The 16,184-nt window shown below is 59.2% G+C and carries 14 protein-coding genes; 12 read left to right on the top strand and 2 right to left on the bottom strand.

All coding sequences use genetic code 11. The features are described from left to right. The first annotated feature begins 30 nt into the window (after positions 1-30). From ACVWXD_RS10400 to ACVWXD_RS10385, 4 genes are all read left to right on the top strand, one after another. Complete coding sequence (locus ACVWXD_RS10400; RefSeq protein ID WP_181643888.1) at positions 31-1,437, top strand: NAD(P)/FAD-dependent oxidoreductase; 1,407 nt, start codon at positions 31-33, stop codon at positions 1,435-1,437. A 27-nt stretch (positions 1,438-1,464) separates the two neighbouring features. After that, positions 1,465-1,806, top strand: coding sequence for a cupin domain-containing protein (locus ACVWXD_RS10395; protein ID WP_032891477.1), 342 nt, complete (start codon positions 1,465-1,467; stop codon positions 1,804-1,806). Between the two features lie 60 nt (positions 1,807-1,866). Next, positions 1,867-2,946, top strand: coding sequence for a polyamine ABC transporter substrate-binding protein (locus ACVWXD_RS10390; RefSeq protein ID WP_181640013.1), 1,080 nt, complete (start codon positions 1,867-1,869; stop codon positions 2,944-2,946). 222 nt (positions 2,947-3,168) lie between these two features. Further along, positions 3,169-3,633: a M10 family metallopeptidase C-terminal domain-containing protein gene (locus tag ACVWXD_RS10385; RefSeq protein ID WP_181643887.1), complete on the top strand. Its 465-nt coding sequence runs from the start codon at positions 3,169-3,171 to the stop codon at positions 3,631-3,633. 63 nt (positions 3,634-3,696) lie between these two features. Here ACVWXD_RS10385 and ACVWXD_RS10380 read toward each other — a convergent pair whose 3' ends face one another. After that, on the bottom strand, positions 3,697-4,482 hold the full coding sequence (locus ACVWXD_RS10380) for a helix-turn-helix transcriptional regulator (protein ID WP_122753306.1): 786 nt from the start codon (positions 4,480-4,482) through the stop codon (positions 3,697-3,699). A 198-nt stretch (positions 4,483-4,680) separates the two neighbouring features. Between ACVWXD_RS10380 and ACVWXD_RS10375 the strand changes: the two genes are divergently transcribed. From ACVWXD_RS10375 to ACVWXD_RS10340, 8 genes are all read left to right on the top strand, one after another. Further along, complete coding sequence (locus ACVWXD_RS10375; RefSeq protein ID WP_032891482.1) at positions 4,681-6,045, top strand: APC family permease; 1,365 nt, start codon at positions 4,681-4,683, stop codon at positions 6,043-6,045. Between the two features lie 9 nt (positions 6,046-6,054). Then, on the top strand, positions 6,055-7,158 hold the full coding sequence (locus ACVWXD_RS10370; RefSeq protein WP_179178994.1) for a DmpA family aminopeptidase: 1,104 nt from the start codon (positions 6,055-6,057) through the stop codon (positions 7,156-7,158). Positions 7,159-7,525: 367 nt separating this feature from the next. After that, entirely contained in the window at positions 7,526-8,959 is a 1,434-nt protein-coding gene (locus ACVWXD_RS10365; RefSeq protein WP_032891484.1) for a serralysin family metalloprotease, read from the top strand. A gap of 49 nt (positions 8,960-9,008) precedes the next feature. After that, positions 9,009-9,377 (top strand): AprI/Inh family metalloprotease inhibitor, encoded by a 369-nt coding sequence (locus ACVWXD_RS10360; RefSeq protein WP_095184802.1) that lies wholly within the window; start codon positions 9,009-9,011, stop codon positions 9,375-9,377. A 101-nt stretch (positions 9,378-9,478) separates the two neighbouring features. Next, positions 9,479-11,230, top strand: a complete 1,752-nt coding sequence (locus ACVWXD_RS10355) for a type I secretion system permease/ATPase (RefSeq protein ID WP_181643885.1) — start codon at positions 9,479-9,481, stop codon at positions 11,228-11,230. Further along, positions 11,227-12,528 (top strand): HlyD family type I secretion periplasmic adaptor subunit, encoded by a 1,302-nt coding sequence (locus tag ACVWXD_RS10350; protein WP_286817745.1) that lies wholly within the window; start codon positions 11,227-11,229, stop codon positions 12,526-12,528. Before ACVWXD_RS10355 ends, ACVWXD_RS10350 begins: the two co-directional genes overlap by 4 nt. 2 nt (positions 12,529-12,530) lie before the next feature. Continuing rightward, the gene (locus tag ACVWXD_RS10345; RefSeq protein WP_099602462.1) at positions 12,531-13,868 is read left to right on the top strand and encodes a TolC family outer membrane protein; all 1,338 of its coding nucleotides are present in this window, start codon (positions 12,531-12,533) and stop codon (positions 13,866-13,868) included. Between the two features lie 40 nt (positions 13,869-13,908). Beyond that, the gene (locus ACVWXD_RS10340) at positions 13,909-15,333 is read left to right on the top strand and encodes a polyurethane esterase (RefSeq protein ID WP_457370972.1); all 1,425 of its coding nucleotides are present in this window, start codon (positions 13,909-13,911) and stop codon (positions 15,331-15,333) included. Positions 15,334-15,942: 609 nt separating this feature from the next. Here the strand turns inward: ACVWXD_RS10340 and ACVWXD_RS10335 are convergent. After that, positions 15,943-16,167 carry a YgdI/YgdR family lipoprotein gene (locus tag ACVWXD_RS10335; protein WP_122681023.1) on the bottom strand — a complete coding sequence of 75 codons (225 nt, stop codon included), beginning with the start codon at positions 16,165-16,167 and terminating at the stop codon, positions 15,943-15,945. Between the last annotated feature and the right edge of the window lie 17 nt (positions 16,168-16,184).

Raw genomic sequence — 16,184 nt, 5'->3', positions numbered from 1 at the left:
CCCCATCGAAACGTGGTTGGGGAGCTTGGCATGCCGGCATGGCGCAACATCAGTTTATGGATGGACCAACTGGACGACCCGCTGGTGGCGCGGCCGACCCTGGAACACGACTTGGACGTCGATGTGGCGATTATCGGCGCTGGCTACACCGGGCTTTGGACCGCCTACTACCTCAAACGCCAGGCGCCTGAGCTGAAGATTGCGATTATCGAGGCTCAAACCGCCGGTTTCGGTGCATCGGGCCGCAACGGCGGCTGGCTGATGGGCAACCTGCTGGGCGAAGATCGCCTGCTGGCCGGCCTGGCACCTGAACAACGCCGGGCCTCATTCGACCTGCTGCACAGCATTCCGGATGAAGTCGCCCACGTGTTGGCCAGCGAAGGCATCGACTGCGACTACCGCAAGGGCGGCGCGCTGTACTGCGCGGCCCGTTACCCCGAGCAGGAGAGCAGCCTGCGTGCCTACCTGGACAAGCTCTACGCCCAAGGCCTCACCGAAGCCGATTATCGCTGGCTGACCCCACAGCAGTTGGCCGAACAGATCCGCATTGCCAAACCCTATGGCGGTATCTATGCACCTCACGTCGCCACGATCCACCCGGCCAAGCTAGTGCGCGGCCTGGCGCGGGCAGTGGAGCGCATGGGCGTTACGATTTACGAAAAAAGTCCGGTCACCCAGTGGCAGTCCGGCAGCCTGTGCACTGATAAGGCCAGTGTCCGCGCCGCTTGGGTAGTGCCCGCCGTCGAGGGATACGCGAACACCTTGCCGCCGTTGGGCCGCTACCAGTTGCCGGTGCAAAGCCTGATCGTCGCCACCGAGCCGCTGCCCGCCAGCACCTGGGACGAGATTGGCCTGCGTCACGGCCAGGCATTTGGCGAAAGTAGCCGCCAGGTCACTTATGGTCAGCGCACGGCAGACAACCGACTGGTGTTCGGGGCCCGCGGCGGTTACCAGTTCGCCGGCAAACTTCGCCACAACTTCGATTTGACCGATAGCGAAGTGGAGCTACGTCGCTATCTGTTCGGCGAACTCTTCCCACAGCTCAAGAACGTACGGATTACCCATTCGTGGGGCGGCAACCTTGGTATGTCGCGCCATTTTCGACCGCACATGCTCTGTGATCACACCACCGGCATCGCGCTGTCCGGCGGTTATGGCGGGGAGGGCGTTGGAGCCACCAACCTGGGTGGCCGCACTCTGGCGGATTTGATCCTCCGTCGCGACACGCCACTGACCTATCAACCTTGGGTGATCCGCGAGCGCGGCCTTGATGCGCTCAAGGCCTGGGAACCGGAACCCTGCCGTTGGCTGGGTTACAACGCGATCATTCGCAGTTTTGTCCATGAAGACCAAGTGCTGGCCAACCCCAACACCGCCCCTTGGCGCCGCAAGCTGGCGACCGGCTTGGCCGGATTCATGGAAGGGTTCATGCACTGAGTCGTTTCACTTACACGGGAAAAACCCATGAGCATCACGCACTTCAAAGACACGCTGAATGCCCACCTGCCGGACTCGTCACCCGTGGCCGTGCCCCTGGGCGAGCCGATTGCGGTGGCCTCGACCTTGAGCGTAGAGCGCAGCGACGGCGTCGAAACCGGCATCTGGGCATGCACGCCGGGTCGTTGGCGTCGCCAGATCAAATCCCAGGAGTTTTGTCACTTTATCCAGGGCCGCTGCACCTTCACCCCCGACAACGGTGAAATCGTCCACATACAAGCCGGCGACGCACTGATGTTGCCGGCCAACAGCACCGGAATCTGGGATATCCAGGAAACCGTGCGCAAGACCTACGTACTGATTCTGTAACGCTTTGATCCTTGATCGCCTGCCATAAAAACAGCCCTAAAACCGCCAGGAAATCGAACCATGAAAGCCATTGCCCTGTTGCCCTTGATGTTGGTGGCCTCTATCAGCCAGGCCGCCGAGACGGTGAAAATATACAACTGGTCCAGCTACATTGCGCCAGACACCACGAAGAACTTCCAGAAGCAGACCGGGATCGGTTTCAGCTACGACGTGTACGACAGCAACGAAACCCTCGACGGCAAGCTCATGACCGGCAACTCGGGTTACGACGTGGTGTTTCCGTCCAACCATTTCATGGCCCGGCAGATCCAGGGCGGCGCCCTCAAAAAGCTCGACAAGAGCCAGTTGCCCAACTGGAAAAACCTCAACCCGGTGCTGCTCAAAACTCTGGAAAACAACGATCCGGGTAATGCCCATGGCTTCCCGTACCTGTGGGGCAGCACCGGCATCGGCTACAACATCGACAAGGTCAAGGCCGTGCTGGGGGATAACGCCCCGGTGGACTCCTGGGACCTGATCTTCAAGCCCGAATACATGGAAAAACTCAGCAAGTGCGGCGTAGCCATCCTCGACAATGGCCCGGAGCTGTTGCCTATCGCCCTCAATTACCTGGGTTTGCCGCCCCACAGCAAGGAGCCCGAAGACTACAAAAAGGCCGAGGCCTTGCTGATGAAAGTGCGGCCTTACGTGGCGTATTTCCATTCCTCGAAATACACCGGCGACCTGGCCAACGGCGACATCTGCGTGGCCGTCGGCTTCTCCGGCGATGTGCTGCAAGCCGAGAGTCGCGCCAAGGAAGCCAAGAACGGCGTGAAAATCGGTTACCAGATCCCCAAGGAAGGCGCCGCTATCTGGTTCGACATGGTGGCCATGCCTGCGGATGCCCCCGATGAAAAGGCCGGCTACGCGTTCATGAACTACCTGCTTGAGCCCCAAGTGATGGCGGACATTACTAACTCCGTGCATTACGCCAATGGCAACAGCGCGGCGGACAACCTGGTCGATCCTGAGATCAAGGCAGACACCAAGATCTACCCAAGCGAAGCCATGATGGGCAAGTTATTCGCGCTGGAATCAATGCCGCTGAATATCGACCGGATTCGCACGCGGGTGTGGAATACGATTCGTATGGGCCGCTGATCAAACGCTGTCGAGTACTGCAAAATATATTTGAAAGTGTTGCTGGTCTACGAAGCGTGGCCAGCAACGTTCAGTTGAATTATTAGACTAAGGGATGTTTTGCTGTTTTCCGGAAACGACAGGAAAAACAGTTCGAGTTGGAAGGGAGGTATCAGTGTGAGAAGTTCTCGTCCGCAATTCACGAAGCTTCTTTATTGATCATTACATGAAAAGGTACCTCATATGTCTTCAGTACAAAGTTTGCCAAATAGCGGAACGTGGACTCGTCCCGAAAACAGCCTTCCTGTATTGCGTGGCACAGACGCCCGTGAACGCCTGAACGCCAGGCCCGACGAGGCTTCGGTGCTTGTCGGTGGCGGTGGCAGTGACCAGTTGGTGGGCGCGCGAGGTGCGAATACCTTCAAGTACGAACACTTAACAGACTCTACGAGCAATGATCCGGATACTATTTTCAACTTCAATCCAAGGGAGGATAAAGTTGATTTGTCTGACATGGTAAAGAATAACAAGATAAAGATAATTCATATTCGGCCTCGCGCACCCGCTGAAGTAGGCGATGTACAGTTAAAGCACAGCCCTTTTGGTTGGAGTACGCTGGATATGAAAGTCAATGCGCAGGGGCCTAACTTCTCCATCCGTATTGATAATGTAAAGTTGTTGGCCGATCACGTTAAATTCTTTAGTTAAATCCACTCACCGCAAAATGGTCAGGCAGCGTGTGCTGCCCGGCCGTTTTACGTCGATATCGCTCTACGGATTTTCCAGATCATGCCCCAGCGACTGGATAAATAACGAAAACAGCTCCGGCTGCGATGAAATATCCAGCTTTGCGTACAAATGCCGACGGTGCACTTTCACCGTGTCCGGCGAGATATTCAGGCGTTCAGCCATGGCCTTGGAGGAAAACCCGCGCAGCACCAGGCGGGCGATTTCCAGCTCTCGGTCCGACAGCACGCCACAGCCGAACTGGCTTAAGGCATCCCTGATCTGGCTGTCCATGGCCGGGGCGCGCTGGGTGCTTTGCTGCCAATGCTGCTGCATCAGCGGCAGTACCCAGGCCGCCATCATCGTCATCAGCCCAGTGTCTTCTGCACTGAACCGCCGCTGCATCCCCAACGACAGTGACAATGTCCCCATCCCCGGCAGTTGCAGGATCAATTGCACCTCGTCTTCCAGCACGTTGTCATGGAAGTAATTGAGGAAGTATTCACTCTGTCGGAAATGGTCCGGCGCCACTTCTTCCAGGCGGTATACACCGCTGGAGTACCCTTCGCGACACGCCTGGAAAAACGGATCGAGCAAATACAGGCCATTGAGGTACGTCAACATCGACGCCGGTTTGCTGGTGGGCTGGGCGTCGTATTCTTCAAGGGCTTGGGGCGCGCCCTCCAACGGGTAGAAAATCGCCAACGCGTTATCGAAGGGCAGGCATTGGTGCAACAACAGCACCAACTGTTTCCAGAAACCCTGGGTACCGATGTGCGCGACGGTACGGCCCAAGCCAGCGTGCATGCCGACCTCACGGAACAGGCTCATATCACAGGCTCCCGCCAGCAAAAGATCGCTCAAGGGTTCGGCTTTTGCCGGGAACCGTCAAGGGGAGTACGCCAATAGGGGAATTGGCTGACAAGCTCCTGGGCGATAACGTCTTCATCATCCAACGGGAAACATATCCCGAAAAACATCATTTTTCGTTTCTGCCTCACACCAAGAACAACGACAGAGGATAACGATATGAGCACTTCCCCCACGCCTGACGGCGTGTTGAAACCTACCCTTAGCGTTTTCGATGTAGTGGCCATCACCGTTTCCGCAGTGACGCCGGCCAGTTCCGTGTTTGTGATCGCGCCCTTTGCCATCCAGCAGGCGGGCAGTGGTGTGTTCCTGGCGTTTGTGATGGCCGGCCTGCTCGCGCTGATGTTCGCGTTTTGTTATGCCGAACTGGGTCGCGCCCACAACAGTGCCGGTGGTGAATATGTGTACGCCAAGCGTGTGTTCGGTGGCATGGCTGGCTATGCGACCTTTCTCACGGTGCTGGTGATGTTGCTATTCATCCCGCCGGTATTGGCCACCGGGGCCGCGACCTATCTCAACAATGCTTTGGGCACGACGTTCGACTCGCAAACCGTCGCCCTGGTGATTGTGGTGTGCAGCTACGCCCTGGGCATTCTCAATATCAAGCTCAATGCCTGGATTACCGGCACCTGTTTGCTGCTGGAAGTGGCGGCGCTACTGGTGATCGTATTTATCGGGTTTGGTAACCCGGTGCAGCCGGCGAGTGTGTTGTTCCAGCCCCAGATCGTCGAAAACGGCGTGCTGCATCTCGCGCCGTGGGCCTTGGTGATCGGTGCGGTGGGCATAGGTTTGTTTTCCTACAATGGCTACGGCCCCGCAGTGCTGCTGGCCGAAGACATGAAGTGCGGCGGCAAAGGCGTGCACAAGGCCGTGTTGTGGTCCCTGGGCTTGGTGGTGGTGATCGAACTGGTACCGATCACCGCACTGCTGATCGGCGCGCCGTCCCTGAGCGCAATGATCAGCAGCCCAGACCCCATCGGCTACTTGCTCACCAGCCACGGCAATGAAACCTTGTCGCGCTTGGTCAGTGCCGGGATCTTCCTCTCTGTATTCAACGCGATTGTCGCCATCGTGATTCAGATCGGCCGCGTGGTATTCAGCAGCGGGCGCGATGCGCTGTGGACGCCGACCATCAACACACTATTCACCCGCATTCACCCGCGCTGGGATTCGCCCTGGTTGGCGACGCTGTTCCTGGCGATCCCGTCGGCGCTGCTCAGCTTCAGTTCCAACCTGGCGGACCTCACCTCATTCAGCGTGTTGCTGATCATGCTGGTGTACCTGGTAGTGGCGTTGAGCGCGTTGATGAGCCGCGTGTTGCTGCGCGACCGCGAACACCCGTATCGCATGCCGCTGTGGCCGTTGCCGGCTCTGTTGGCTGTCATCGGTGCAGGTTACTTGCTGGTGACCTTGATCTATGCGGCGTCTGTGCGCGACATCATGATCATCCTCGGCTTGCTGGCCTTGTCGGTGATTTTCTATTGCATCAGCGGCCGGTCGAGTCCGGTCTTCCAGAAATTGTAAGGAGCGGTTATGCGCGCACGTCAATTGGGCATCACTTTGGGGCTGGGCACACCCGGTGAGTTGAATGCCATCACCGATGTACCGGGTGTGCGGGTGGGCCACAGTACCCTCAACACCCGTATCGACGGCAAGCAAGTGCGCACCGGTGTGACGGTGATCCAACCGCGCGCCGGGGAAGCGCGCCAGCAACCCTGCTTCGCCGGCTACCACGTGCTCAATGGCAATGGCGATGCCACGGGCCTGGAGTGGATCAGTGAAGCAGGGCTGCTGACCACACCGCTGGCCATCACCAACACCCACAGCATCGGCATTGTGCGCGACACGTTGATCGCCCTGGAGCGCGAGCGCCTCGCGGACCCGGCGGTGTACTGGTGCATGCCGGTGGTGATGGAGACCTATGACGGCCTGCTCAACGATATCTGGGGCCAACATGTGAAACCCGAACATGTGCGCGAAGCCGTCGTCAACGCCGAAGCCGGTCCGGTACAAGAGGGCGCGGTGGGTGGCGGCACCGGAATGATCTGCCATGAATTCAAGGGCGGTATCGGCACGGCGTCGCGGCGTTTGCCGGCGGAGCAGGGCGGTTGGACCGTCGGCGTGCTGGTCCAGGCCAACCATGGCAAGCGCCAGGAGCTGCGGGTGGATGGCTATCCGGTGGGACGCCGGTTGATGGACATCCCATCGCCCTTCACCGAGCGCGGTACGCCGGGCATGGGCTCCATTGTGGTGATCCTGGCCACCGACGCGCCGTTGCTGCCGCATCAATGCCAGCGTCTGGCGCAACGCGCCTCCATCGGCATCGCCCGTACCGGCGGCGGCACCGAAGATTCCAGTGGCGATCTGTTCCTGGCTTTCGCCACCGGGAACCAGGACCTGCCTGCCGCGGATTACGGCCGCAAGGGCCTGCCGTTCAGCAGTGCGTTGCAGATGGTCAATAACGACCACATTTCGCCGCTGTTCAGCGCCGCAGCAGAGGCGGTTGAAGAGGCAATCATCAACGCCATTCTGGCGGGTGAAACCATGAACACCGACGATGGCGTGCAAGTCCCGGGTTTGATGGGTGAGACGCTGTTACAGGCATTACACGATACGGGGTGGAGTGTGTCCCGGTAATGGGGGACAACGCCTATTATTAGTTGAAGTAATGGCTGTTTAATGTTGCCAATGACACCGTGGCAATATAGTGGATCCAATTATTAACTGTGCCGCTCAACTTGGGCGGCATTGGTGCTATTTAATATTTAAATACGTGCCCGCTGCTTTTTGTCGGACAAAACCAAGTTGCCCCAATAAACCCGGCACAAAAGTTTCACTAGTTGGCAGTTTGCTACTTTTTTACGGCGGAAATAGATGTAGACGAAAGATTTCAAGTTGTGTCAGTTTTCTTACGCCTTCAAAAGAGGCGAGTGATAGGACGATCTCGCCCGCGGGGTTCCTATCGATCAAAGACTGATGCACTTGCAAACAAGGAAGTACGTTTATGTCCAAAGTAAAAGACAAGGCTATCGTGTCGGCGGCGCAAGCCAGCACCGCTTACTCGCAAATCGATAGCTTCAGCCATCTGTATGACCGTGGCGGCAACCTCACGATCAACGGCAAACCATCCTACACCGTCGACCAGGCCGCCACCCAGCTGCTGCGCGACGGCGCCGCGTACCGGGACTTTGACGGCAACGGCAAGATCGACCTTACCTACACCTTCCTGACCTCGGCGTCGTCGAGCACCATGAACAAACATGGCATCTCGGGCTTCAGCCAGTTCAACGCCCAGCAGAAAGCACAGGCCGCACTGGCCATGCAATCCTGGTCGGACGTGGCCAACGTCACCTTCACCGAGAAAGCCACCGGCGGTGACGGCCACATGACATTCGGCAACTACAGCAGCGGCCAGGATGGCGCAGCGGCGTTCGCCTACCTGCCCGGCACCGGTGCAGGCTACGACGGCACCTCGTGGTACCTGACCAACAACAGCTACACGCCCAACAAGACTCCGGACCTGAACAACTACGGCCGGCAGACCCTGACCCACGAAATCGGCCACACCCTCGGCCTGGCTCACCCTGGCGACTACAACGCCGGCGAAGGCGCGCCGACTTACAAAGACGCGACCTATGGACAGGACACGCGCGGCTACAGCCTCATGAGTTACTGGAGCGAGAGCAACACCAACCAGAACTTCAGCAAAGGCGGCGTCGAGGCCTACGCTTCCGGCCCGCTGATCGACGACATCGCAGCAATCCAGAAGCTATACGGCGCCAACTACAACACACGCGCCGGCGACACCACCTACGGCTTCAATTCCAACACCGGGCGTGATTTCCTCAGCGCTACCTCCAACGCCGACAAGCTGGTGTTCTCGGTGTGGGACGGTGGCGGCAACGACACCCTGGACTTCTCCGGTTTCACTCAGAACCAGAAGATCAACCTCAATGAAGCCTCGTTCTCCGACGTGGGCGGCCTGGTGGGCAACGTGTCCATCGCCAAGGGCGTGACGGTCGAAAACGCCTTCGGGGGTGCGGGTAATGACCTGATCATCGGCAACAACGCCGCCAACATTATCAAGGGTGGGGCCGGCAACGACCTGATCTACGGTGCTGGCGGTGCGGACCAACTGTGGGGCGGCGCCGGCAATGACACCTTTGTGTTCGGTGCCAGTTCCGACTCCAAGCCTGGGGCGGCGGACAAGATCTTTGACTTCACCTCGGGTTCGGACAAGATCGACCTCAGCGGCATCACCAAAGGTGCTGGCCTGACCTTCGTCAACGCGTTCACCGGGCATGCCGGCGACGCGGTATTGACCTACGCAGCCGGTACCAATCTGGGTACGTTGGCCGTCGACTTCTCCGGGCACGGCGTGGCGGATTTCCTCGTCACCACCGTAGGCCAGGCAGCCGTCAGCGACATCGTGGCGTGATACAAAGGCGCGGCGTTTCGGCGTCGCGCCTCCAGGATGGAGCGTGAAGATGCAGCGTTTTTTCAACTTTATCGCCTGCGTATTGCAGGTGATGTTCGTGTCGGCAGGAGCCCACGCAATGGCGAGCAGTCTTGTTTTACCTTCCAGCGCTCAATTGGCCGGGCATTGGCAACTGCACCAACAGGATCAGGTGTGCGCCCTCGACCTGCTCGAACAGGCCAACGCGCTGAGCGGTGATGTGGCCTGTGCCGCCCAATGGCTGGGCGACACCCCTCTGACCTGGTCGCCCACTCCGGACGGTATCTGGCTATTCAATGCCGAAGGCAGCGGCATCACTCATTTGAATCGCCAGAAAGAAGGGGAGTATCAAGCCCGGACCCAGGCGGGCGTCGTGGTTGAATTAAAACGAATGCCTTAGTTATCGCTATAACTTTATAACTCGATTTTATTAGTTGGCCGGCCTTTATCAGGGTTCGGGCAACTTATGCGCGAAATTTGGCTCAAGGAAGATCAGAACATATGGCCAAGCCCTTTGCGGTGGCGCCCTTATTCAAGGCGCTGGGTGAATACAAGAGCATCTTGATCAGCGTTGGCTGCTTTACGGCATTAATTAACCTGCTGATGCTGGTGCCGTCGATTTACATGTTGCAAGTGTACGACCGCGTGCTGTCCTCCCAGAACGAAACTACCCTGGTGATGTTGACGCTGATGGTCGTGGGCTTCTTTGCGTTTATTGGCACCCTGGAAGTGATCCGTAGTTTCATCGTGATCCGTATCGGCAGTCAGTTGGAACGGCGTTTCAACTTAAGCGTGTACAAGGCCGCATTCGAACGCAATCTGCAACGCGGCCAGGGGCATGCCGGGCAATCCCTGGGCGACCTGACCCATATCCGCCAATTCATCACGGGGCCGGCGCTGTTCGCGTTTTTTGATGCGCCGTGGTTTCCGATCTACCTGTTTGTGATTTTCCTGTTCAACGTCTGGCTTGGAGTGCTGGCCACCGCCGGTGCTGTGCTGTTGATCGGCCTCGCGTGCCTCAACGAATACCTGACGAAGAAGCCATTGGGTGAGGCCAGTGGTTTCTCCCAACAGTCGACGCAACTGGCCACCAGCCATTTGCACAACGCCGAAACCATCCAGGCCATGGGCATGCTCGGCGCGCTGCGCAAGCGCTGGTTTGCGGTGCATGCGCAGTTCCTCGGCCTGCAGAACAAGGCCAGTGACACCGGTTCGGTGATCACCTCGTTGAGCAAATCCTTGCGGCTATGCCTGCAGTCACTGGTACTCGGCCTGGGCGCATTGCTGGTGATCCGGGGCGATATGACGGCAGGCATGATGATCGCCGGTTCGATCCTGATGGGCCGTGTGCTCAGCCCCATCGACCAGTTGATTGCGGTGTGGAAGCAATGGAGTTCGGCCAAGCTGGCCTACCAGCGGCTGGACGAATTACTGCGCGAGTTCCCTCCGGAAGTGGAGCAGATGAAACTGCCCGCACCCAAGGGCCAAGTCAGCTTCGAGCAGGTCAGTGCCGGCCCGCCGGGTAAGCGCGTTGCGACGTTGCATCAAGTCAGCTTTACCTTGGGAGCGGGCGAAGTGCTTGGCGTGCTCGGTGCCTCGGGCTCCGGAAAATCCACCCTGGCCCGTGTGCTGGTGGGCGTGTGGCCGACCCTGGCCGGCACCGTGCGCCTGGATGGCGCGGACATACACCGCTGGGACCGCGACGACCTCGGCCCGCACATTGGCTATCTGCCCCAGGACATCGAACTGTTCAGCGGCAGCATCGCCGACAACATTGCGCGCTTTCGCGAGGCGGACCCTGAGCTTGTCGTCAAGGCCGCACAACAAGCCGGCGTGCATGAACTGATCCTGCGCCTGCCCCAAGGCTACGACACGGTGCTGGGGGATAACGGCGGCGGCCTGTCCGGCGGCCAGAAGCAGCGCGTGGCCCTGGCCCGTGCGCTGTATGGCGGGCCACGGTTGATTGTGCTGGATGAACCCAACTCCAATCTCGACACCGTGGGCGAAGCGGCCTTGGCCACTGCCATTGTGCAGATGAAAGCCCAGGGCAGCAGCGTGGTGCTGGTCACTCACAGGTCTTCTGCGTTGGCCCAGGCCGACAAGTTGCTGGTGCTCAACGAAGGCCGTTTGCAGGCGTTCGGGCCAAGCCAGGACGTGCTTAGGGCGTTGTCCGGCCAGCAGGAGGCGCCGAAGGACAAACCGGGTGTGAGTTTCAGTCGTCAGTATCAAGCCGGAAGGAATCCAGGCGCATGAGCAGCATCACTTTCGAACAACGCGACGCGGGTTTTTTCGCCCGCATGGGCTGGCTGCTGACAGTGGTCGGTGCCGGTGGTTTCTTCCTGTGGGCCAGCCTCGCGCCGCTGGATCAAGGGATTCCCGTGCAAGGCACGGTGGTGGTGTCCGGCAAGCGCAAGGCTGTGCAAACCCTCAGCCCCGGCGTGGTCAGCCGTATTCTGGTGCGTGAAGGCGAGTTGGTGAAACAGGGCCAGCCGCTGTTTCGTCTCGACCAGACCCAGAACCAGGCCGACGTGCAATCGCTGCAAGCCCAGTACCGTATGGCCTGGGCCAGTGTGGCGCGTTGGCAGAGCGAGCGCGACAATCAATCCTCCATCACCTTTCCCGCCGAGCTGAGCAGAAATCCCGAGCCTGCCTTGGCCTTGGTGCTCGAAGGCCAGCGTCAGCTGTTCAGCAGCCGCCGCGAGGCCTTCGCCCGCGAGCAAGCCGGCATTCGCGCGAATATCGACGGCGCCACCGCGCAACTCGGCGGCATGCGTCGTGCCCGCAGCGACTTGACCGCCCAGGCCCAATCCCTGCGTGATCAACTGAGTAACCTGCAACCCTTGGCCGACAACGGCTACATCCCGCGCAATCGGCTGATGGAGTACCAGCGCCAATTGTCCCAAGTGCAACAAGACCTGGCGCAAAACACCGGGGAAAGCGGCCGGGTAGAGCAGGGCATCGTCGAGTCGCGTCTCAAGTTGCAGCAGCACAGCGAGGAGTATCAGAAGGAAGTGCGCAGCCAATTGGCCGACGCGCAACTGCGCAGCCTGACCCTTGAGCAACAACTGACCTCTGCCGGGTTCGACCTGCAACACAGCGAAATCAACGCGCCGGCCGACGGCATCGCGGTCAACCTCGGCGTGCACACCGAAGGCGCTGTGGTGCGTGCCGGTGAAACCCTGCTGGAGATCGTGCCCCAAGGCACACGCCTGGAGGTGGAAGGGCATCTACCGGTGCATCTGGTGGACAAGGTCGGCACGCACTTGCCGGTGGATATTCTCTTCACCGCGTTCAACCAGAGCCGTACGCCGCGCGTGCCGGGGGAGGTCAGCCTGATTTCTGCTGACCAAATGCTTGATGAGAAAACCGGTGCGCCCTATTACGTGCTGCGTACCACGGTGAGCGAGGCAGCGTTGGAAAAACTCCAGGGTCTGGTGATCAAGCCGGGGATGCCCGCCGAGATGTTCGTGCGTACGGGCGAGCGCTCGCTGCTCAATTACCTGTTCAAACCGCTGCTGGATCGCGCCGGCTCAGCGTTGACCGAGGAATGAACATGAAACCTGTGTTTATCGCCTTATTGTTCTGCTGCGCCAGTGCCCAGGCTGCCATGGGCCCGTTTGATGTCTATGAGCAAGCCTTGCGCAACGACCCAGTGTTTCTTGGCGCGATCAAGGAGCGCGACGCCGGCCTGGAAAACCGCACCATCGGCCGTGCTGGCTTGCTGCCCAAGCTGTCGTACAACTACAACAAGGGCCGCAACAACTCCCAGGCCACCTTGCCCGACGGGCGCGGCGGCAATTATCACGACGACCGCAACTACAACAGCTACGGTTCCACCTTCAGCCTGCAACAACCGCTGTTTGACTACGAGGCTTATGCCAACTACCGCAAAGGCGTGGCCCAGGCGTTGTTTGCCGACGAAAGTTTTCGTGACAAGAGCCAGGCGCTGCTGGTGCGGGTGTTGACCTACTACACCCAAGCGCTGTTCGCCCAGGACCAGATCGACATCGCCCGAGCCAAGAAAAAGGCCTTCGAGCAGCAGTTTCAGCAGAACCAGCATCTATTCCAGCAGGGTGAGGGCACCCGTACCGACATTCTCGAAGCCGAGTCGCGCTACGAGCTGGCCACCGCCGAAGAGATCGAAGCGCTGGACGAACAAGACGCGTCGTTAAGGGAATTGGGCGCCTTGATCGGCGTGCAGAGCGTCAACATCCACGACTTGGCGCCGCTGAACCAGGATTTCGCCGCATTCGCCCTGAGCCCGGCCAATTACGACACTTGGCATGAACTGGCAATCAGTAATAACCCCACCCTCGCGTCTCAACGCCAGGCCCTGGAGGTGGCGCGCTACGAAGTGGAGCGCAATCGCGCCGGGCATTTGCCCAAGGTCACGGCCTACGCGAGTTCACGCCAGCAGGAGTCCGATAGCGGCAACACCTACAACCAGCGCTATGACACCAACACCATTGGCGTGGAAGTCAGCCTGCCGCTGTACGCGGGTGGCGGCATATCGGCCTCTACTCGCCAGGCCAGTCGCGCCATGGAGCAGGCAGAGTACGAGTTGGAGGGCAAGACTCGGGAAACCCTGATCGAACTGCGTCGGCAGTTCAGTGCCTGTTTGTCGGGCGTGAGCAAGCTGCGTGCGTACCAAAAGGCGCTGGCGTCGGCCGAGGCGCTGGTGGTGTCGACCAAGCAGAGCATCCTCGGCGGTGAACGGGTCAATCTCGATGCATTGAATGCCGAACAGCAGCTGTACAGCACCCGACGCGACCTCGCCCAGGCTCGCTACGACTATTTGATGGCCTGGACCAAATTGCATTACTACGCCGGCAACTTGCGCGACACCGATCTGGCCAAGGTGGACGAAGCGTTCGGGCCCGCACAGCGTTAACCAGCTTTCTCGACAACTCCAACAAAAGAGAGGCAGTACCATGGGTGTATTCGACTATAAAAACCTGGGCGCCGAAGGCTCCAAAGCGTTGTTCGCCGATGCCATGGCGATCACGCTGTACACCTACCACAACCTGGATAACGGCTTTGCCGTGGGTTATCAGCACAACGGTCTGGGCCTTGGCTTGCCGGCCACCCTGGTCGGCGCGCTGTTGGGCAGCAGTGATTCCCAGGGCGTGATCCCCGGCATTCCCTGGAACCCCGACTCGGAAAAAGCCGCCCTGGAGGCCGTGCAACAAGCCGGCTGGACACCTATCAGCGCCAGCGCCCTGGGCTATACCGGCAAGGTCGACGCCAGGGGCACCTTCTTTGGCGAAAAACCGGGCTACACCACGGCCCAGGTCGAAGTGCTCGGCAAGTACGATGACGCCGGCAAACTGCTGGAAATCGGCATCGGTTTTCGTGGTACTTCAGGCCCACGGGAAAGCCTGATCAGCGACTCCATCGGCGATCTGGTCAGCGATCTGCTCGCGGCCCTGGGGCCCAAGGATTACGCGAAAAACTACGCCGGCGAAGCCTTCGGCGGTTTGCTCAAGAACATCGCCGACTACGCCAGTGCCCACGGCCTCAGCGGCCACGACGTGGTAGTCAGCGGCCACAGCCTGGGTGGCCTTGCGGTGAACAGCATGGCGGACTTGAGCAACGGTAAATGGGCGGGCTTCTTCAAGGACGCCAACTATGTGGCCTACGCCTCGCCGACCCAGAGCAGCGGCGACAAGGTGCTCAATGTCGGCTATGAAAACGATCCGGTTTTCCGTGCGCTGGACGGCTCATCCGTCAACTGGTCGTCGTTGGGCGTGCATGACAAGCCCCATGAATCGACCACCGACAATATCGTCAGCTTCAACGACCATTACGCCTCGACGCTGTGGAATGTGCTGCCGTTTTCCATCACCAATCTGCCGACCTGGATCTCCCATTTGCCCACCGGTTATGGCGACGGCATGACGCGTGTTCTGGCATCCGGGTTCTATGAGGTGATGACTCGCGACTCGACGATTATTGTCGCCAACCTGTCGGACCCTGCGCGGGCCAACACGTGGGTGCAGGACCTCAATCGCAACGCCGAGCCCCACAAAGGCGACACCTTCATCATTGGCAGCGCTGGCAATGATTTGATCCAGGGCGGCAAGGGCGCGGACTTTATCGAGGCCGGCAAGGGTAACGACACGATCCGTGACAGCAGCGGGCACAACACGTTTTTATTCAGCGGGCAGTTTGGCCAGGACCGGATTATTGGTTATCAGCCAACGGACAAATTGGTGTTTACGGACGTGCAGAGCAGTGGCGATTATCGTGATCACGCCAAGGTGGTGGGCGGGGATACCGTGATCAGTTTTGGCGGGGATTCAGTGACGCTGGTGGGAGTGGTTGGGTTGTCGGGGGAGGGGATTGTCATCAGTTAAAACGGTGGGAGGGGGTTTGCTCCCGATAGCGGTGGTTCAGTCAATGGAGATGTTGACTGGAAGATCGCCATCGGGAGCAAGCCCCCTCCCACATTTGGGCAGTGTTGGCAGCGGAGAATCAGTCTTCCTTGCGCATCAGTGGGCAGCGGACGCTATTGGTCAAATTGGAACGCGGTCAACCCTGTGGGAGGGAGCTTTCCCCCGATGGCGGTGGCTCAGTCAATGGAGATGTTGACTGGAAGCCCGCCATCGGGGGCAAGCCCCCTCCCACATTTGGGCAGTGTTGGCAGCGGAGAATCCGTCTTCCTTGCGCATCAGTGGGCAGCGGACGCTATTGGCCAAATTGGAACGCGGTCAACCCTGTGGGAGGGGGCTTGCTTGCCCCGATGGCGTTGGTTCAGTCAATGGAGATGTTGACTGGAAGATCGCCATCGGGAGCAAGCCCCCTCCCACATTTGGGCAGTGTTGGCAGCGGAGAATCAGTCTTCCTTGCGCATCAGTGGGCAGCGGACGCTATTGGTCAAATTGGAACGCGGTCAACCCTGTGGGAGGGGGCTTGCCCCCGATGGCGGTGGCTCAGTCAATAAAGATATCGACTGAAGAACCACTTCACTTTTCCTTGCGCACCGTCGCCACATCGTCAGCTTTGACACGGATGCGTTTGCCGGCGATGTCGGTGAACTCATAAAAACCATCGGCGGTCTTGGCGTTTGGGGTGTCTTTGGTCAAATACTGCGTGCCATTTTGAAGTGTCACTACGGTTTGCGTCGCGCAACCGGCCAATACCAGAAATGTGAGTGCAACCAGTGGCAGACCCAAATTCTTCATGTTCATAACCCTTACCTTAACCC

The sequence above is a fragment of the Pseudomonas sp. TE3911 genome, assembly GCF_054062775.1.
This window is presented reverse-complemented; position numbering and strand designations above follow the sequence as displayed.